18 protein-coding genes are annotated in these 19,347 nt (G+C 66.1%); 3 read left to right on the top strand and 15 right to left on the bottom strand.

Annotated features, from left to right (window positions below; all coding sequences use genetic code 11):
* Positions 1–4 precede the first annotated feature (4 nt).
* The 3 genes from B7H23_RS10235 (at position 5) to glpK (ending at position 3,824) form a co-directional block, all read left to right on the top strand.
* Positions 5–277 carry a DUF2160 domain-containing protein gene (locus B7H23_RS10235; RefSeq protein ID WP_094077313.1) on the top strand — a complete coding sequence of 91 codons (273 nt, stop codon included), beginning with the start codon at positions 5–7 and terminating at the stop codon, positions 275–277.
* A 77-nt stretch (positions 278–354) separates the two neighbouring features.
* Positions 355–2,196: an ABC transporter substrate-binding protein gene (locus tag B7H23_RS10230; protein WP_240535055.1), complete on the top strand. Its 1,842-nt coding sequence runs from the start codon at positions 355–357 to the stop codon at positions 2,194–2,196.
* 98 nt (positions 2,197–2,294) lie between these two features.
* The gene (gene glpK / locus B7H23_RS10225) at positions 2,295–3,824 is read left to right on the top strand and encodes a glycerol kinase GlpK (protein ID WP_094077312.1); all 1,530 of its coding nucleotides are present in this window, start codon (positions 2,295–2,297) and stop codon (positions 3,822–3,824) included.
* Positions 3,825–3,838: 14 nt separating this feature from the next.
* Here glpK and B7H23_RS10220 read toward each other — a convergent pair whose 3' ends face one another.
* Genes B7H23_RS10220 through cobN form a run of 15 tightly spaced genes read right to left on the bottom strand, consistent with a single transcriptional unit; the run spans position 3,839 to position 19,332 of the window.
* On the bottom strand, positions 3,839–4,597 hold the full coding sequence (locus tag B7H23_RS10220) for a cobalt-precorrin-6A reductase (RefSeq protein WP_094077311.1): 759 nt from the start codon (positions 4,595–4,597) through the stop codon (positions 3,839–3,841).
* Entirely contained in the window at positions 4,594–4,956 is a 363-nt protein-coding gene (locus B7H23_RS10215; RefSeq protein WP_094077310.1) for a DUF1636 family protein, read from the bottom strand. Before B7H23_RS10215 ends, B7H23_RS10220 begins: the two co-directional genes overlap by 4 nt.
* A gap of 36 nt (positions 4,957–4,992) precedes the next feature.
* Entirely contained in the window at positions 4,993–5,973 is a 981-nt protein-coding gene (gene cbiB, locus B7H23_RS10210; RefSeq protein WP_094077309.1) for an adenosylcobinamide-phosphate synthase CbiB, read from the bottom strand.
* Positions 5,974–5,993: 20 nt separating this feature from the next.
* On the bottom strand, positions 5,994–7,007 hold the full coding sequence (gene cobT / locus B7H23_RS10205) for a nicotinate-nucleotide--dimethylbenzimidazole phosphoribosyltransferase (protein ID WP_094077308.1): 1,014 nt from the start codon (positions 7,005–7,007) through the stop codon (positions 5,994–5,996).
* Positions 7,008–7,021: 14 nt separating this feature from the next.
* Entirely contained in the window at positions 7,022–7,795 is a 774-nt protein-coding gene (cobS, locus tag B7H23_RS10200; RefSeq protein WP_094077307.1) for an adenosylcobinamide-GDP ribazoletransferase, read from the bottom strand.
* Complete coding sequence (locus B7H23_RS10195; RefSeq protein ID WP_420814478.1) at positions 7,792–9,120, bottom strand: cobyrinic acid a,c-diamide synthase CobB; 1,329 nt, start codon at positions 9,118–9,120, stop codon at positions 7,792–7,794. The genes cobS and B7H23_RS10195 overlap by 4 nt, the downstream gene beginning before the upstream one ends.
* Complete coding sequence (cobA, locus tag B7H23_RS10190; protein ID WP_094077306.1) at positions 9,117–9,914, bottom strand: uroporphyrinogen-III C-methyltransferase; 798 nt, start codon at positions 9,912–9,914, stop codon at positions 9,117–9,119. The genes B7H23_RS10195 and cobA overlap by 4 nt, the downstream gene beginning before the upstream one ends.
* Positions 9,911–10,684, bottom strand: a complete 774-nt coding sequence (gene cobM / locus B7H23_RS10185; protein WP_094077305.1) for a precorrin-4 C(11)-methyltransferase — start codon at positions 10,682–10,684, stop codon at positions 9,911–9,913. Before cobM ends, cobA begins: the two co-directional genes overlap by 4 nt.
* On the bottom strand, positions 10,681–11,124 hold the full coding sequence (locus B7H23_RS10180) for a cobalamin biosynthesis protein (RefSeq protein ID WP_094077304.1): 444 nt from the start codon (positions 11,122–11,124) through the stop codon (positions 10,681–10,683). The genes cobM and B7H23_RS10180 overlap by 4 nt, the downstream gene beginning before the upstream one ends.
* Positions 11,121–12,347, bottom strand: a complete 1,227-nt coding sequence (gene cbiE / locus B7H23_RS10175; protein ID WP_094077303.1) for a precorrin-6y C5,15-methyltransferase (decarboxylating) subunit CbiE — start codon at positions 12,345–12,347, stop codon at positions 11,121–11,123. Before cbiE ends, B7H23_RS10180 begins: the two co-directional genes overlap by 4 nt.
* Positions 12,344–13,132 (bottom strand): precorrin-3B C(17)-methyltransferase, encoded by a 789-nt coding sequence (locus tag B7H23_RS10170; protein ID WP_094077302.1) that lies wholly within the window; start codon positions 13,130–13,132, stop codon positions 12,344–12,346. The genes cbiE and B7H23_RS10170 overlap by 4 nt, the downstream gene beginning before the upstream one ends.
* Entirely contained in the window at positions 13,129–13,950 is an 822-nt protein-coding gene (locus B7H23_RS10165; protein ID WP_094077301.1) for a precorrin-2 C(20)-methyltransferase, read from the bottom strand. Before B7H23_RS10165 ends, B7H23_RS10170 begins: the two co-directional genes overlap by 4 nt.
* A gap of 2 nt (positions 13,951–13,952) precedes the next feature.
* Positions 13,953–14,597, bottom strand: coding sequence for a precorrin-8X methylmutase (locus B7H23_RS10160; RefSeq protein WP_094077300.1), 645 nt, complete (start codon positions 14,595–14,597; stop codon positions 13,953–13,955).
* Positions 14,594–15,931, bottom strand: coding sequence for a precorrin-3B synthase (cobG, locus tag B7H23_RS10155; RefSeq protein ID WP_094077299.1), 1,338 nt, complete (start codon positions 15,929–15,931; stop codon positions 14,594–14,596). The genes B7H23_RS10160 and cobG overlap by 4 nt, the downstream gene beginning before the upstream one ends.
* Positions 15,928–19,332 (bottom strand): cobaltochelatase subunit CobN, encoded by a 3,405-nt coding sequence (cobN, locus tag B7H23_RS10150; RefSeq protein WP_094077298.1) that lies wholly within the window; start codon positions 19,330–19,332, stop codon positions 15,928–15,930. The genes cobG and cobN overlap by 4 nt, the downstream gene beginning before the upstream one ends.
* Positions 19,333–19,347: the final 15 nt, after the last annotated feature.

Genomic DNA, 19,347 nt, shown 5'->3' with positions numbered 1-19,347 from the left:
GACCATGCAATGGATGGCCTGGACAATGCCGACGGCGATCTTCTTCGTCGCCATCGCCACGCTGCTGGTGATCTTCACCGTGCTGGCGATCCGCTTTCCCGAAACGCCGCGTCACGGCGTGCTCGGCATGGAAACGACGCGCGGCGACCGCCTCTTCATCGTGCTTCTGGCCGCGGCCTTTCTCAATCTCGCCTGGCTGGGTCTGACCGATCTCAGTCAATGGTGGGGACTTCTCATCAGCCTCATTGTCGCCATTCCCATCTTTCGATGGGCATAGCATAGATGAGCAAAACCAATCGGCGCCGGATGGACTTTGGCGCCCGATAGACGTGAACTTCAACCTGGGAGGAAAGAATGAAAAACGCATTCAAGACGACCACGGCGCTAGCCTTTTTGGCTGGTGCGATGGCCAGTCCGGCTTTTGCCGGCATGGAGGAAGCAACGCAATTCCTCGACACTGAAATCGGCGATGTCTCCACGCTTTCGCGTGAGGAGCAGGAAGCTGAGATGCAGTGGTTCGTCGATGCCGCTGCGCCGATGGAAGGCATGGAGATCAAGGTCGTTTCCGAAACGATCACGACCCATGAGTATGAAAGCCAGGTTCTGGCTCCGGCCTTTACCGCGATTACCGGCATCAAAGTCACGCACGACCTGATCGGCGAAGGCGATGTCGTGGAGAAACTGCAGACGCAGATGCAGTCCGGCCAAAACATCTACGATGGTTACGTCAACGATTCCGACCTGATCGGCACGCACTGGCGATATCAGCAGGTCCGCAATCTGACCGACTGGATGGCAGGCGAAGGCAAGGACGTCACCAGCCCGACGCTCGATCTCGAGGATTTCATCGGCCTGAAATTCGTCACCGGGCCGGACGACAAGCTCTATCAGTTGCCCGACCAGCAGTTCGCGAACCTCTACTGGTTCCGCTACGACTGGTTCAACGACGAAAAGACCAAGGCGGACTTCCAGGAGAAATACGGCTACGAGCTGGGCGTGCCGGTCAACTGGAGCGCTTACGAGGACATCGCCGAGTTCTTCACCGGCCGCGACATGAGCTATATCGAGGGCGAACCGTCTTCCGGCGTCTATGGCAATATGGATTACGGCAAGAAGGATCCGTCACTTGGTTGGCGCTACACCGATGCGTGGATGTCGATGGCCGGCATGGGTGACAAGGGTGAGCCGAACGGCCTGCCTGTCGACGAATGGGGTATCCGCGTCAACGAAAATAGCCAGCCTGTCGGCTCGTGCACCGCACGTGGCGGCGCGACCAACTCGCCGGCGGCCGTCTATGCGGTTAACAAGGCTGTCGAGTGGCTGCAGCAGTATTCGCCGCCTTCCGCTGCGGGTATGACTTTCTCCGAGGCCGGCCCGATCCCGGCGCAGGGCAACATTGCCCAGCAGATGTTCTGGTACACCGCGTTCACCGCCGACATGGTCGGTGACGGTGCGGCAGCCGTGCTGAACGAGGACGGTACGCCGAAATGGCGCATGGCCCCGTCTCCGCATGGCGCATACTGGCAGGACGGCATGAAGGTCGGCTATCAGGATGCCGGTTCGTGGACTCTCATGGAATCGACCCCGGTGGATCGCGCCAAGGCGGCATGGCTCTACGCGCAGTTCGTTACGTCGAAGACGGTCGATCTGAAGAAGTCGATGGTCGGTCTCACCTTCATCCGCGAGAGCACCATCCAGTCGGAGCAGTTCACCGAACGCGCGCCGAAGCTGGGCGGCCTCGTCGAGTTCTACCGTTCGCCCGACCGCGTTCGCTGGAGCCCGACCGGAACCAACGTGCCGGACTATCCGAAGCTGGCGCAGCTCTGGTGGCAGAATATCGGCGATGCGATGAGCGGCGCGAAGAGCGCGCAGGAAGCGCTCGACAGCCTCTGCGAACAGCAGGAGCGGGTGCTTGAGCGTCTCGAGCGCGCCGGCGTGCAGGGCGATCTCGGTCCGAAGATGAACGAGGCGAAAGATCCGAGCGAGTGGCTCAGCCAGGACGGCGCGCCGAAAGCCAAGCTCGAAAATGAGGATCCGGAGCCGCAGACCATCGCCTATGACGATCTGATCCAGCGCTGGTCCTCCGATCAGTCGGCGACCACGATGGAAGCCGAGGGCGACAAGCCGATGGACGACGCTTCCATGAAGGACGATGCCGCCATGGAAAAGGATGGTGAAAGCCAGCCTGCGCAGTAAACCGTATAGCCCAGACGAAACGAAGAAGGCGGCCCGAGCGGTCGCCTTCTTCATGACAGACCCTATGCTGCCTACCCAGACCGGAGGAGTTTGGAGCCATGACCTATATTCTCGCGATCGACCAGGGAACGACGTCGAGCCGGGCGATTCTGTTCGATAAATCGATGACGCCGGTGGCGACGGCGCAGGAGGAGTTCCCCCAGCATTTTCCGCAGAGCGGATGGGTGGAGCACGATCCGGACGACATCTGGACCACCGTTGCGGGGACGTGCCGTCAGGTCATGGAACGCGCCAGTGCGCAAGCTGCGGACATTGTCGCGATCGGCATCACCAACCAGCGCGAGACCACATTGGTCTGGGACAAGGCGACAGGCAAGGCTATCCACAACGCCATTGTCTGGCAGGATCGGCGAACAGCTGTGAAATGTCGTGAACTTCGGGATGCCGGCCATGAAGCCATCGTGGCGAAGAAGACCGGTCTTCTCATCGATCCCTATTTCTCTGGCACGAAGCTCGCCTGGACTCTCGACAGGGTGGAAGGCGCTCGCGAGCGTGCCCGTGCCGGCGGACTCCTGTTCGGCACGGTCGACAGTTATCTGATCTGGAAGCTGACCGGCGGCCGCTCCCACGTGACCGACGCCACCAATGCGGCGCGCACGCTCCTTTACGATATCCGCAATGGTCGCTGGAGCAGCACCATGTGCGATCTGCTCGACATCCCGATGGAGATGCTTCCGGAAGTGCGCGATTGCGCCGGCGAATTCGGTATGGCGCGGGCCGATCTCTTCGGAGGCGATATTCCGATCATGGGCGTGGCGGGCGATCAGCAGGCGGCGACGGTCGGTCAGGCTTGTTTCGCGCCCGGCATGCTGAAGTCGACCTACGGCACGGGCTGCTTTGCCCTGATGAACACTGGCGACACGCCCGTCATGTCGCAGAACCGGCTTCTGACGACAATCGCCTATCAGCTCGACGGCAAGCCGACCTACGCGTTGGAGGGCTCGATCTTCATCGCCGGCGCGGTCGTGCAATGGCTGCGCGACGGGCTGAAGATGATCCGCGACGCCGCCGAAACGCAACCGCTGGCCGAAGCGGCGGACGCCTCGCAGGGCGTGGTCCTGGTGCCGGCCTTTACCGGCCTCGGCGCGCCGTACTGGGACGCGGAGTGCCGCGGCGCCATTTTCGGCCTGACGCGCAATACCGGCCCTGACGAACTGGCGCGAGCGGCGCTGGAAAGCGTCGGCTATCAGACGCGCGATCTCATGGAGGCGATGCGGGCCGACTGGCGCGCTTCGCTCGGCCCGGATGCCGCGACGGACGAAGAGGCCGTCCTGCGCGTCGATGGCGGCATGAGTGCATCCGATTGGACGATGCAGTTTCTGGCGGACATTCTCGGCGCATCGGTCGACCGGCCGAAAGTGCTGGAAACAACGGCGCAGGGTGCGGCCTGGCTGGCTGGCATGGCGGCCGGTTTCTATCCCAGTCAGGAAGAGTTCGCGAAAAGCTGGTCGCTCGAACGCCGGTTCGAGCCGCAGATGGAGAGCGAAGAGCGCGAACGGCGCTACCGGAAGTGGCAGAATGCGGTGGCGGGCACCATCCGCTTCACTGGCGGTTCATCGGAAAACTGAACCAGCTTGAACGACTACGTTTGAAGGTATTCACACGCCATCCGAATGACGGTCTCGACGTCCGACCCTTGCGGCACGTCGGGGAGCGGCGGGCGGTTCAACATATGAACCGGCAGGCCGAGCGCACGGGCGGCGCGCAGCTTGGCATAGGCTGCCGTGCCGCCGCTATTCTTGCAGACGACCGCATCGATCCGATGGTTTTGAAGGAGTTGGCGTTCGCCATCCAGCGCGAAGGGACCTCGATCCAGAATCGTCTCGTGCTTCGGTGGCAGCAGCGCAGCATCGACCGGATCGACCGAGCGAATGAGATAAAGGTGCTGCGGTGCCGTGGCGAGCGGCGCGATCTCCTTGCGGCCAAGCGCGACGAAGAGCCGCTTCGGCTCGGAGCCGATGATGGCAAGCGCGGCCTTCAGATCGCCCGCCTCATACCACATATCGCCAGCTTCGGGCCGCCATGGAGCGCGGCGGAGCGCGAGGATCGGCGTGTTGGATTTTGCCGCCGCGATCTCGGCGTTGCGCGAGATCGTCGTTGCATAGGGATGGGTCGCATCGATCAGCAGTTCGATGCGTTGCTCGTGAAGATGAACCGCAAGCCCATCCGCGCCGCCGAAGCCTCCCACGCGGGTCGGCACGCCCTGATCGCGCGGCGACAACGTTACGCCGGCAAGGCTAAGGGTCACATTCGTACCCTTTCCAGCGAGCGCAACCGCCAGCTTGCGCGCATCCGCCGTGCCACCGAGGATCAGGATGTTTCGATCCGAAAGCGTGGTCATTGACCTGCCGCTATCGGCGGGATGCGCCCACGAATGATCTTGCGGTAACGGGCGGGCCGATAATCCCATGGCAGCAGCCCGTCCTTGCTCCGGGCAAGGGCCGTAGCGCCCCAGAACAGGGCATCGCCATCGGCTTCCTTCAGGTGGCCGAGCAAATAGGTCCACGCGCCCGGTGCGGCGAGCGCGCCGGACGGCCCATGGTCGCAGGCCGCCATGCAATCGACCATCTGAACCTGAATGCCGGACTTCGCAGCACGCTTCTTCCACCGATCGACGACCGCGCCGCTTTCTTCCCAGCATAGGCGGCACAGCAACAGTGTGCCCTCTCGGTCGGCGTTGATGGAAGGATCGTTCGACATATCGGGGTTCCGTATCTGGTTTGGGGCGTTCGGCGGCTAGAGCGTCAAAAGCAGGGCAAGGGCTGCAATCAGGGCGATCAGCAGCCTGTCGGCATGGCGATAAAGGCGAAGCGCGCGGTCGATATCGTCGCCGGTGAGTTCATGCCGCCCATCGCGGTTCATCAACGCCGCATCGACGGTTTTGCCACCATAGACGCGCGGGCCGGCCAGGGTGACGCCGAGCGCGCCGGCCATGGCCGCTTCCGGCCAGCCGGCATTGGGCGAGGTGTGATGGCGCGCGTCCATCAGTACCGCGCAATATCCCGCGCGTAAATTGGCTGCCTTCATGAACGCGGCTGCTGCGAGGATCAGAATGGCGGACAGCCGACTCGCCGGCAAATTCACCAGATCGTCGAGCCGCGCCACGGCCTTGCCGAAGGCTTCGTGCCGTTCGTTGCGATGGCCGATCATGCTGTCCGCCGTGTTGATCGCCTTGTAGGCAAGGCCGCCGGGCAATCCGCCCACAACCAGCCAGAAGGCTGGCGCGACGACACCGTCGGAGTAGTTCTCGGCCAACGTTTCGAGGGCCGCTCTGGTGATCTGACTTTCATCGAGTGCGGCGGTATCGCGTCCAACGATCTTTGAAAGGGCGCGGCGGGCCCCGGCCAGATCGCCCCCTCTATTGCTCAGCGCATCGCGAACATCCGCTACATGGCTGTGCAGGCTGCGCTGCGCCAGAAGCGTGGATGCAAGGATGCCGAGCACGAGAACGGCCAGAAGGGGCGGCAGAACGTCGCCGGCCAGCCAATGGAGAAGCAGGCCGGCCGCCAGTGAAATCGTAACCAGCGCCACCGTCAGAAGGCCACCCAGAACGATGCGGGTGCGGCGCGACAGGTGCGGTCTGTTCCAGCGCCGGTCCAGCGTCTCGATCAGTCGCCCGATCCACGTCACTGGATGGCCGATGGCTATGAAGAGCCGGTTCGGATAGCCGAACGTGGCTTCGACAAGCAGAGCAGCCAAGGCGAGGGTGGCGAACAGGGTGCGGACCTTCGATGCGTCTAGCTGGCGCTTTCCGAAACGCCGGCCTCGGCAAAGGTCGCCATGCCGTTATGCGTTTCGATGGCTGCTCTCAGAATGAGAACGGCCACAGCGGCGCCGGACGCCTCGCCAAGCCGCATGCCGAGGTCGAGGAGCGGCGTCTGTCCGAACCGCGCCACCAGCCGCTGATGCGCCTGTTCGGCGGATTGATGGGCGAAGACGGCGTGATCGAGTCCATGCGGGTTCATGGCGAAAAGTGGCGCGACGGCTGCGGTTGAGACGTAACCATCGACCACCAGCGCTACGCTTTTGGTGCGGCAGGCGAGCGCAGCGCCGAACATGGCCGCCAATTCGCGTCCGCCGAAAGCGCGCAACGCGCCGAGCGAAGAATGGAGAAGATCGCGATTGGCCTCGTAACCTTCGTTCAGCACGTCGATCTTCCGCTGCAGGCCGGAATCGTCGACACCTGTGCCCCGCCCGGCCCAGTCCTCTGCGGCTCCTTCGAAAAGACCGTAGGCGACGCCCGCCGCAGCGGTGGTGTTGCCGATGCCCATCTCACCGATACAGACCAGATCGGCATCCTCCGGTACGGCGTCGTAGCCGGCGTTGACGGCTTCCAGAAACTGCCTTTCGGACAGGGAGGGGCCCTGCGTGAAATCGTCCGCCGGCTCGTCGAGCTGCAGCGCTATGACCTTCAGTTCGGAGCCGGCCAGGCGGCAAAGCTGGTTGATGGCCGCGCCGCCATGCTCGAAATTGGCGACCATCTGATTGGTGACATCAGGCGGGAACGCCGAGACGCCCCGCATGGCAACGCCGTGATTGCCGGCGAAAACCAGCGTTACCACCGTTTCAAGACGCGGTTTTTCGCTGCGCTGCCAGCCCGCCAGCCAGACAGCGAGATCTTCCAGGCGACCGAGACTACCCGCCGGCTTGGTCAGCTGCATCTGGCGTTCGGCGGCTTGCGCGGCAGCGCTTTGGTCGGTTTCGGGCAGGTTGCGAACGGCTTCGGCAATGGCATCGAGGTTTTCAAACATGGCCTACCTGTGAGCTAGACTAAAAGAGTTGCACAAAGCGTGAGGATTGCGGCCTCGCCGGTCTGTTGCAAAGTGCCGCAAACATCGCCGGTCTGGCCGCCGATCTGGCGATGGGCGAGGGTGGCGACGGCGATATAGGCGATGACGAGAATGACCAGGCCGAGCGGAACGGCGGGAAAACCGAGCGGCAGCAGAGCCGCCACGCCGATGCCGACGGCGGCAAGGACCGCCCCCTGGGAAGGGCGGCCGATCCGATGGGCGACCCCTTCTCCGCGAGCGTTCGGAAGATGGCGCAGCATGACTGGCATGAGCGCTCGCGCGGCGCCATGTGCGGCAACCAAAGCCAACGCGGCGAGGACCGGATCGGTCAGGGCAGCGATTGCAGTGACACGCAACATAAAAGACACGATCAGCGCCAACGTGCCGTAGGAGCCCAGAAGGCTGTCCTTCATGATGGCGAGCTTACGTTGCCGATCCGCTCCGCCGCCGAAACCGTCGGCGACATCGGCCAGGCCGTCCTCGTGAAGCGCACCCGTCAGCAGGATACCGCAGGCGACGACAAGGATGCCGCGCAGCAGATCGGGCACGTCCATGGCGTCGACCGCGCCATTGAGCGCCCCCAGCAGCAGCCCGATGACGACACCGGCCAAGGGGGCGGCCCATTGCACGTTCGAAAAATCCGTGGCCCGGTCCGGCGGCACCAGGCGCCAGCTCGGAAGGCGCGTGTAGAAGCCGAGGGCCACGAGCGCGTCGTTGGTCAACCGTTCGAGCCGTGCCACGCCGCTCATGCTGGCTCCCGCGCGATGGCGTGGAAGAAGGTGCCGGTGACGTGACCGCGCCGGCCGCCCGACGCCCCGCGATCGTTGCCGATGCCGTCCTGAAGATCGGCGAGCGGTTCGTCGGTTCCCGGCTCCGTGACGCGCGCATAGTGAAATTCGTGGCCGCGCACCACCGTGCCGGCGGAACCGATCGGACAGTCGGCGCTGAGGGTGGCGCGGCGATAGCCGAGATTCATCCTCCGCTTCGCATAGCTCGTTTCGTGCGACAGAAGGCCGAGCATTTCGTGGGTGACGCCATCTGCGTCCTCCAACGCGCGGCCGAGCGTCATGAACCCCCCGCATTCGCCATGGACCGGCCTTGTCCGCGCGTAGGCACGAAGCCCCGCCATGAAGGTGCCGGCGGCAGCGAGGCGTGCCGCGTGAAGTTCCGGGTAGCCGCCCGGCAGCCAGCAAAGATCGCAATCCTTCGGCGGCGCTTCGTCGGCTAGTGGCGAAAAGAAGCGCAGTTCGGCGCCTGCGGCCCGCCACTGGCGCAGCAAATGCGGGTAGATGAAGGAGAAGGCGTCGTCCTGCGCCATTGCGATGCGCTGGGCCGGTGGCGGCAAGGCGAGGGCCCGTCCGGCAGTATCGGCCGGGGTTCGGAGAGGCGTTGCCGCATCCCATATGGCATCGAGGTCGAGCGCGGCTTCCATGGTGTCGGCCATCTGCTCGATGAAATCGTCGAGCGCGGCATGCTCACGCGCCTGCACCAGACCGAGATGGCGTTCGGGCATGGCCGAGACGGCATTGCGTCGCACCGTCCCGAAAACCGGTAGCCCGGCTTTTCGCATGGCGTCCGCGATTTGCTGTTCGTGCCGGTCGGACGCGATCTGATTGAGTGCGACGCCCGCCACCCTCACATCCGGATCGAAGGACGCAAAGCCATGAGCGACAGCGGCGGCGCTGCGGGATTGACCGGAACAGTCCAGCACAAGCAGCACCGGAATGGCGAACCGGCGCGCCAGATCGGCGGCGGCGCCGCAGCGGCCTTCGCCGGCCTCGATCCCGTCGAACAGACCCATGGCGCTTTCGATGATCAGCAGATCGGTATCTTCGCCCTGCTCCGCCAGCATCGCTTCCAGCAGCGTCGGCTCCATGGCCCAGCTATCCAGGTTGACACCCGGCGCGTTGGTGGCGGCGGCATGGAAGCCGGGATCGATATAGTCAGGCCCGCTCTTGGCGCCGCGCACGCGCAATCCCCGCCGGGCAAACGCCCTGAGCAGGCCGGTTGTGACGGAGGTCTTGCCGGAGCCGGAACGCGGCGCGCCGACGATGATCGCCTTCGGTCCGATCATGCCATCTCCGCCGCCATCTGACGCAACGTTTCGCCGACCGGCACGACGCGTCCGATATAAACAAGCGATGGCGACTTCAGGCCTTCGCGCCGAACGTCCGCGGCGGCGTTCTTCAGGTCCGAGATCAGGATGCGTTCGTCCGGGCGGGTCCCATTCTGCACGATCGCGACAGGCATGGCGCCGTCCATGCCGCCATTCATCAACCGGCCGGCGATCTCGCCCAGATAGGTCAGGCCCATATAGATCACGATGGGCTGGTCGAGGCGGGCGAGGGCGTTGTAGTCGAGTTCGGTCACGCCATCCTTGTCGTGGCCGGTCATCAGGACGAGCGCATTGTTGACGCCGCGCATGGTGATCGGCATGCGGGCCGAAGCCGCCGCGCCGATAGCCGCCGTCACCCCGGACAGAACGCGGAACGGCACACCCGCCTCGTGCAGCGCCACGGCCTCCTCGCCGCCGCGCGCGAAGATGAAGGGATCGCCGCCCTTCAGGCGCAGCACGCGCAGATTGCGGCGCGCCAGTTCGACGATGCGGCGATTGATCTCGTCCTGGCTGGCGGAGGGCTGTCCGGCGCGCTTACCCATATAGACGCGTTCGGCGTCCGGCCTCGCATAGTCGAGAAGATCGGCATCGATCAAAGCATCGTAGACGATGACATCGGCTTCCATGACGGCGGCCAGGACGCCGACGGTCAGCATCTCCATGGAGCCGGGACCGGCGCCGGCCAGCCAGACGTGTCCCGGTTCGAAGGCGGGGCGCTTTTCGCGCAGTCTGTCGAGGGCTCTGTCGATCATTGTCTGTCCAGTTCGCTCCGGCCGCGAAAGCGTCGTTGATAGGCCGGGTCATAAAGGGCGCTTTCGCGGTGATCTTCGCTGCCGAGCGCATGCCCTACAAGGATGATGGCCGTGCGTTCGACGGGGTCGGCGGCAAAACGATGCTCAATATCGGCGAGCGTGCCGGTTATGATTCTCTGTTCCGGCCGGCTGGCATGAGCGACGATCCGTACCGGGCAGTCCGCGCCATAGAAGGGTGTCAGGCGGGCGACGATCTGGGGCAGGGCGTGAATGGCCAGATGGATCGCCAGCGTCGCGCCGCTTCTGGCGAAATTCTCCAGCGTCTCGCCTGACGGCATGGGCGACGCCCGCCCCTCGACGCGGGTCAGAACGAGGCTCTGCGCCTCGGCCGGAACCGTCAGTTCCTGCCCCAGCGCGGCCGCCGCGGCGGCGATGGCCGGTACACCCGGCACCATCTCATAGGCGATGCCGAGCCGCTTGAGGCGGCGGATCTGTTCGTTCACCGCGCTCCACATGGCCAGATCGCCGGAATGCAGGCGGGCGACATCGCGGCCCTGCTGCGCGGCGGTCGCGAAAACCGCTTCGATCTCGTCTAGGCTCATCGGCGCGCTGTCGATGATTTCGGCGTCCTGCGGGCACCAGGCGAGGAGGTCGCGCGGAACGATGGAGCCGGCATAGAGGCAGACGGGGCAGCGTTCGATCAGGGCCTTGCCGCGAAGGGTCATGAGGTCGGGTGCGCCGGGGCCGGCGCCGATGAAATAGACCGTCATGACGCGTGTCCTTCGGCTTCGGAACGCCCATGCGCGATTTCATCGGCCGAGGCCGAGCCGGCGAGGGCGCAGGTCACATGGCCGGAGACGATGCGGGCCAGCAGCAATTTCGGCTCTGACGACCCGCCCGCAGAGGCGACAGTGGCAAGCGCGGTGCATTCGGCGACCGATGGCAGGCCCGTCTCGGTTTCGGAACGGGCGGATGCCGTTGCGCACGATGCGCTGAACGCGGCCGCAAGACCGTGACCGACCGGCGCGATCGCAATCGCATGGGTCTCGGCGAAATGGCGGAACGCCCCGGTTTCGGCCTTGTCATCGAGTGTTGCGAGCGCCCCGATCCGATCCGCGCCGATCCCCGTCACGCGTAGCGCCTCGTCGAGGGCTGCCGCGAACTCGCCAGCGGATGCCCGGCTGCTGAATCCGAACCCGGCGGCGATCATGCTTCGTCCGCCTTGCAATAGCGCCACTGCGTGACGGGCATGGCGTTCCGCCAGCCCCGCATGGAACCGATGGGCGCAGCCTGTGCGAACTGGATGCGGGCGAGTGAGCCGCCGAGCCGTTTGTGAAGATCGGACAGCAGCGCTTCGGTTTCCAGCGTGACCGCATTGGCGACCAGTCGGCCCCGCGCCGAAAGACGGTCCAGCGCGGCCTGCATGACGCCGTCATCGCTCGCACCGCCGCCGACGAAGACGGCCTGCATGTGTCCGAGCCCCGCAAGGGCGTCAGGCGCATTGCCATGGACGACCTGGAGATCGGGAACGCCAAGCCGCTCCGCATTGCGCGCGATGCGCGATGCCCGCTCCGCATCGGCTTCGACGGCAATGGCGCGATTGCGCGGATGGGCGAGCATCCATTCGATGCCGATGGAACCGGAGCCGGCGCCGATGTCGAGCAGCGTTTCTCCGGGACGCGGCGCCAGGGCGGCAAGCGTGATCGCGCGCATATCGGCCTTCGTGATCTGGCCGTCATGGTCGAAATGGCTGTCCGGCAATCCCGGCGTCAGCGCAATGTCGGGTGCATCGGCCTCGGCATGAACGGTCAGCGCGACGACATTCAGCGGGTCGAAACGCTCATCGCTGTCCGCCAGAGCGTTCGCCCCGACTTCGCTGAGCGTTTCGCGATCTCCACCGAGGGCCTCCAAGATGGTCAACCGGCTGTCTCCCATGCCGAGACCGACGAGAAAACGCGCGATTTCGGCGGGCGAAGAACCGTCAGATGTCAGCAGGAGCAGCTGCGCGCCGTCATGGAGGTGGCGTCGAACCTTCGCGACCGGTTCGCCATGCAGCGACAGCGTTTCAACGTCCTGCAAGGCCCAGCCGAGGCGGGCAGCAGCCAGCGAAAAGGCGGAAGGATGCGGGATCACGCGCATGGCCGCCGGTTCGATCAGGCGCGCCAGCGTCACGCCGACGCCGAAATGAAATGGATCGCCGGATGCCAGGACGCAGGTCGGCTCCCCGGCACAGGCGCGGACGGCTTCCATCGAGGTGTCGAAAGGCGAGGGCCAAGGATGGCTGTCGCCTTCGATCAGCGATCGGGCGAGCGCCAGATGGCGTTTGCCGCCGAAGACGTGACGTGCATCGGCGATGGCCGCGCGCGCCGCAGGGGAGAGGCCATCCACGCCGTCCTCGCCGATCCCGACCACTTTCAGCCAGACCTCGCTCATTGCGCTGCCTCCGGCTCGGCCTGGCCGGTATCGGCATTCCAGAAGCGCGGCGTATAGATCAGCGGCTCGCGCCCCGGACGCTCGACGATCCGCGTCGTCACCGAGCCGACGATCACGCAGGTCGCCATGTCGGCCATCTCGCCCTTCGCCATCGAAAGGGGCACGGTTCGTATCTGCTGTTCGGGCCGGCCTGCCGCACGTCCGAAAATGACGGGCGTCGCCTTTGGCAGATAGAGCCGTGCGGTATCGAAGGCCGCATCGAGCTGCCAGGGCCGCGACCGGCTGATCGGATTGTAGAATGCCATGGCCATGCCGGTTTCGGCACAGGCGGCGACGCGCCTTTCGATGATCGCGAATGGCTTCAGATTGTCCGACAGATTGATGGCGCAGAAATCGTGACCGAGCGGCGCGCCGGCAGCAGCGGCGACGGCGAGCATCGCGGTGACGCCGGGTGTGACGACCAGTTCGACCGCGCGATAGGCGTCCGGTCCGTCGTCGATGGTCTCGCAAATGGCGGCCGCCATGGCGAAGACGCCGGGATCGCCGCCCGACACCATTGCGACATCCTCACCCCGCGCCGCCAGATCGAGCGCCGCGCGGGCGCGATCCAGCTCCTCGCGATTGTCCGAGCCGTGGACCGTCTGGTCCGGCCTCGGCGAAAGCCGTTCCACATAAGGGAAATAGCCGAAAATATGCGCCGCCCGCGCAACCTCGTCGCGCGCTTGCGGCGTGATCATGGCCTCCGATCCGGGGCCGAGGCCGATAATGGAAAGTCGGCCGGTCATGAGGTGGAAGTCTCCAGATCGGCCGGTGCGTTTGCCTTGTCCGCCTCAGCGGACGGGTCGGTCGCGGCGAGCCGTCCGGCCCAGCCCGGCACCAGCACCAGCGAGAAATAGGGCGCGTCGTCGTCGGTCTTGCGGTTCAGCGGCAGGTGCCGGCCCTCGGTCATCGTGCCGCGTTCCACATAGACGGCGCAATCGAGACGTCCGGCGCGGGCGAGCGCCCGGCGCACCTTCGGCAGGTTGCGGCCGATCTTCATCACGATGGCCGCTTCCGTTGCCGCCAGGCGCTGCGCCAGTTCCTCTTCGTCGAGCGTGCCGGGCAGAACGGTCAGCACGTCGTCGCCTTGCACGATGGGCAGGCCCGCCAGGCTCCAGCAGCCGCTCATCGCCGTGATGCCGGGCACGACCTCGGTCACAAATCGGCTGGCGAGCCGCACGTGAAGATGCATGTAGGAGCCGTAGAAGAGCGGATCGCCTTCCGACAGCGCCACCACATCGCGCCCGGCGGAAAGATGGCCGGCCAGTTCCGCCGCCATCTGATCGTAGAAGGCCGTGATGGCCTGCCGGTAGGCGTCGCCATGGCGATGGCTTTCGGTCGTCACTGGATAGAGCAGCGGCACCTCGATCACATCGTCGCGGCGATAGGCCTGGACGATCCGCAGGGCATTGGAGGCGTTTCCGGCCTTGGCGAAATAGGCGATGACGTCGGCTTGCCCCAGCAGACGCGCGGCCTTGAGCGTCAGCAGATCGGGATCGCCCGGCCCGGTGCCGACACCATAGAGACGGCCGCTGCACTGCGGGTGGAGGTCGCGTTCAGCCATCGTCAGATCCCGCTCCGGGCCAGCGCGTTGAGCGCGGCGGCGGTCATCGCGCTGCCGCCCATGCGGCCGCGAATGATGGCGAACGGAACGCCGCGCGGATCGCGCGCAAGCTCTTCCTTGGATTCCGCCGCGCCGACGAACCCGACCGGCATGCCGAGAATGGCAGCCGGTTTCGGCGCGCCCTCATCGATCATCTTCAGAAGGTGAAACAGAGCCGTCGGCGCGTTGCCGATGGCGACCACCGCGCCCGCTAGACGGTCGCGCCACAGTTCCAGCGCGGCGGCGGAGCGGGTGTTGCCGATCTGCCTTGCCAGATCGGGCACGCGCGGATCGCGCAGGGTGCAGATCACCTCATTGTCAGCCGGCAGGCGCGCCCGCGTGACGCCACGAGCCACCATCTCGGCATCGCAGAGAATGGGGGCGCCATCGCGCAGGGCAGCACTGGCCGCTTCGCAGACACCGGGCCCGAAGACGAAATGCTCCGCCGCCTCGACGACGCCGGATGCATGAATCATCCGCACCGCGACATCGGCCTCGGCTTCGGTGAAGTGCGACAGATCGGCTTCGGCGCGGATGATCGCGAAGCTCTTCTCGTAGATGGCCGTGCCATCGCGGATGTGGTCGTTCAGCGTGGCGGGTGCGTTCATGGCCGCCCTTCCTCGGATTGGGGGAGCCCCAGGACAAGCGGCAGCGTGTCGTCGGGGCGCGTATATTGCGCGATCACGGTTCCGGCCTCGTCCAGACAGTCCACGCCGGCGGTGGTGCCGACCACATGGAGCGCGGCGCTGGCCGGCCTGGCGCACTGCTTTTTGCAGCCGGAAAGATGGACCGGCTGTTCGCGGTTGCCCAACAAACCGTGAGAGACGAGAAGGTCCGCCAGTCCGTGCGTGTCGAAATAGGCCGATGCGCAGGCTGGATGGCCGGCGCAGCAGGCAATGGCGCGGCGCGGATCGTCCGGCTGCGCGATGAACCGCTTCGCCGCGGCTGTGCCAAGGAGCGCCTCGGCCCCATGGGCTGAAAGGCCGGTGACGACAAGGAGACGGTCCGGAACGGTATGAATGCGAATCCGGCTGGCGTTCGTCGCATCGGTGAGACTCGCCGCGGCCTCAATCAGCGACTGCAGATCGTCTGCCGTCATCGTTCCATAGGCCGGGCTGAGAATGGCGGCCATCGTGCCGCCGAGGCGCAATGCTCCGACGTCGGCGACGGTTTGGCGGTCCGCCGGACGAAAGGGCGATGCGTCGCCGACGGCGGGCACAAAGGAGGGCGCGACGCATGAGATCGCATCGCGCGCCTGGTCCGCCTGCATATCACGGCCACGCGCGTTCGGTACTATCGTGGCGATGACAGCGGCCAGAACGCAAGCGGCGATGGCGGCTTCGTCTGCCGCCAGATCGCCCAGATGGCGGCCGGTCGCCTCCGTGCCGCCGATCAGGATCGCCCAACGCTGCGTCTCCAGAAGGCGCAAACGGATATCGGCCTTCAGACCGGAATAATCGACCGGCCCGCCGGCATCGACAATCATCGAGAATTTCGGTGCAAGGCGCTGCTTCAGCCCGGTTTTCTCGGCCTCGTGCTCGATCCGCCCGACAATCGCTTTCGCTCGGCCGTTTTCGTTCGGATCGCGCGGGTCGAGCGGATCGGCATCGACGGTCAGGCCGAAGCGGAAATGATCTCGGAGCGGGTCGATCTTGTCGGAGAGTTGCGCCGCGCTGTCGTCGCTCAGGCCACGAATCTGCAGATTGCCGCGTGTCGAAATCTCCAGCAGGCCGTTGCCATGACGCCGTGCCATCTCGCACACCGCCTGGGCGGTCGCCAGTGTCAGGCCGCGGCGACTGGGCGTCAGCCGCACGAGCAGGCCGTCGCCGGTCCGCATCGGCTGGTCGAGCGAAGGACACGCGCCACGCCTGACCGCCGGGACGGGACCGGGGTGCCCGGTGCCGCCCACCGGTGCCGTCATCAAATCAGCGGAAGCGTTCATTCGGCGGCCTCGCTGACGGTCCCGCTCTCGATACCGAGCTGGCTGTCGGTTTGGGCCAGCAATTCGGCCAGAAGCGCCGGCGTGCTGTTGCGGCGTGGCTGCCAGAGCTGGCGACGAATGGCGTCGTTCAGGCGGCGGACGATGGCGCGCGCCGCGGCCGGGTTCTCGCGCATCAGAAAATCGCGGACCCTCTCGTCGTGGAGATAGGCATCGCACACCGCCTCGATCAGATCGGCGTCGATGGTGTTGGTGGTCTCGGCGAAGGCGACGAGCCGGTCAACCGTCTCGGCGAAATCCGACGCGCCGCGCGGTCCATGGCGCATCTGGCCATCGATATAGTCGCGGCGTGTGGCGCGGCCGCGAACGATACGGGCGACCGCCTGCGCGACGTCGCGGGCCTTCGGGCGCGACGGGTCCGTGGTGTCGAGGCAGACCAGATCGACCGCCTTGCCGAGGGCCGCGGCGGCGGCGGCGAACCCGCCTATATGGGCCGCATCCGCATTGCCTTCGAGCAGGTCCCGGCCCTTGTCGTCGCCGGTATGGACCAGCAGATCGGCGCTCGCGACGCGCTGGCGGAAGGCGTCGGAGGCGGGGCTCGCATCGCCCGCCGCATCGAAGCTGAACGCGGTCGCCGCGAGATAGGCCTCGCCGACAGTTTCGCGCTCGTTCCAGTCGCTCTTCTGCAGCATGTCCTCGACGCCGGCGCCATAGGTGCCGGGCGCGGTGCCGAAGATACGCGATGGCGTGCGGCCATCATGGGTGCTGGCGCGCAGCGGGTTCTCCATCGCGTCCTCGTCGCGTTCGGCGACGGCGCGAATCGCTTGATGGAGGAGTTCGATCTGCGAGGCGAACATGTCGCGGAAGAGGCCTGAAAGGCGAAAAGTGACGTCCACGCGGGGTCGGCCGATCAGCGCGGGCGGCAGCACCTCCACCGCCGTGACGCGCCCCGATGCGTGGTCCCAGACCGGCCGGCACCCCATCAGACAAAGGGCCTGCGCCAGTTCCTCGCCGCCGGTGCGCAGCGACGACGAGGCCCAGAGGTCCATGACGAGGCTCTTCGGCCAGTCGCCATGCTTCTGCAGATGGTAGCGCAGCACTTCGGCGGCGGCGGCGCGGCCCATCTCGAAGGCGGTCGGGGTCGGCATGGTGCGCGGATCGATGACCGTCAGGTTGCGTCCGGTCGGCAGAACGTCATGCCGCCCGCGATCCGGTGAGCCGGCGGGGCCGGGCGGGATGAAGCGGCCGTCCAGCGCGTCGATCAGGCGCGCGCTTTCGCTGGCGGCGGCCTGGCGTCGGGCGTCGGGCGCATCGGTTTCAGCGCGGCCATAGACGTGCTGGCCGTCCTTGACCGCCATCTCCTTCAGATCGCAGAGCCAGGCATCGATGGACAGAAGCCGCTCGTCGGGATCGCTTGTCGAGTCCCCGCCCGCGATCCGGTCGAACCCGGTGATTTCGGCCTTGCACAGAACGAGATCGCGCAGGCGTTCGCGGCGGCGCGGGTCCATGCCATCGGCCTGGACGAACTCATCGACCAGCCGTTCCAGTTCGGCCTGATCGTCCGTCAGTCCGGCGGTCTTGAGCGGCGGGGGAAGATGACCGAGGGTCACGGCGCCGATCCGTCTCTTGGCCTGCGCCGCTTCGCCAGGGTTGGAGACGATGAAGGGGTAGACGACTGGGACTTGCCGGGTGACGATTTCCGGGAAGCAGCTTTCGGACAGCGCCACCGCCTTGCCCGGCAGCCATTCCAGCGTGCCGTGCGCGCCCAGATGGACGATCGCATCGGCGGCGATCGTCTGGCGCATCCAGTGGCCGAAAGCCAGAAGATCGTGCGTCGGCGGAAGGGCCGGGTCGTGATAATCGGCCCGGCGTTCGGAAGCGCGGCCGCGATCGGGCGCGAAGCAGACGGTGACATTGCCGAACCGGGCATGGCGAAGATGGAGGTCGGTTCCGTCCGGCTCGCCCCACGCGCCGATCACGGCCTGTCGGGCCGGTTCGGGAAGATCGCCGAGGGCTCGTTTCCAGGCGCTGCCTGGCTGGGCGAACTGGGCGTTCCGAAGCCGCGCCAGAAGGTCCCGCGGCGCGTCCGGCACATCGCCGACCCGATAGCCGGCTTCCGCCAGATCGTTCAGAATGGCGAGGGCGGACGAGAAGACGTCGAGGCCGACCGCATAGCCCTCGCGTCCCTCCGCGCCGGGATAATCCGGCAGGATGACGACGATTCGGCGTTCGTTTCGCGGCGTTTTCTGAAGCGCCACGATACGGCGCGCCCGTTCGGCCAGCGCGGCAATGCGGCTGGGCTCTGCCATGTTCTGCTGCAAGGCCATCTGGATGGCGGCGTCGGGCTCGGCGAGCGCCTTGAACGCTATCGCTTCGCCCATGATCCGGCCGTCCAGTTCCGGCAGGACGCAGTGCATCGCCATGTCGGTCGCGCCTAAGCCGCGATCGCCTGCCGCCCAGGCTTCGCGCCGGGTCGTGGCAATGGCCGCGTGCAGGACGGGCACGTCCAGCCGTTCGAAGAGCGGCGTCGCTGGACGGCCATCGCCTTGCGCGACGCGGCTGTCGAGGGCTGCCGCAAAGCCGGTCGTCGCGATCAGCAGAGCCGGTCCGGTGTCCGCGACCAGCGCCTCCAGGAACGCGGCGACCTTGTCGTCCTTCAGCGAGGGGACGAAGACCGGAAGCGGCGCGAAGCGGCGTTCGGTCAGCGCGTCAAAGAGTTCGGCGACCGGTTCGGCGTCGTCGGCCAGCAGCAGCGAGCGATAGAAGAGGATCGGCACGCGCGGCATGGCCGGATCGAACGCCGCCAGAATGTCGTACTGCGACAAGACCGCGCCGGTGTGCGGCGACCAGAAGCCCATCCGTGGCAGGGGCTCGGCTTCGGAAAAGGAGACGGCCCCGTCTTTCGTTTCGGCGAATGCCGCCATGGCCTGCCGCAGCCGATCCATATTGTCCGGCCCGCCCTGCCGGAAGAAGGCCAGCAGGCTTTCGAGCCGATCCGCCGGGAGGCTCGACAGGGCCGTCAGCTTGTCGTCGCGTTCGCTGCATTCGCCGGGCAGAAGCGCCAGTGCGATGTCGTTCTGCCGGGCGATCTCGGCCAACAGGTCGCAGCCGTAGGGCCAGGCATCGTAGCCCCCGAGGATGCGAACCACGACGATCTTCGCTTTGGCCGCGACGGCATCGATCCACAGATCCACGCTCATCGGATGGCGGAGATCGCGCAGGCTGGCGAGGCGAAGGCCGGGACCGCCCGGCCGTGCCTCATCCGCTCTGCGCTGCGCGGCGGCGATGCCGCGAAGATCGGAGTCCGAAAAGGACAGAACCACCATCTCGGCCGCATCCTGACCGAGATCGAGCGGTTCGATCGATCCGTCCAGAGAAGCTGTCGAGATGGAAGGGATGTGCATGGCGCGCGTCCGTCC

It is taken from the genome of Notoacmeibacter marinus, from assembly GCF_002238045.1.
GTDB classification, from domain to species: Bacteria; Pseudomonadota; Alphaproteobacteria; order Rhizobiales; family Rhizobiaceae; genus Notoacmeibacter; species Notoacmeibacter marinus.
This window is presented reverse-complemented; position numbering and strand designations above follow the sequence as displayed.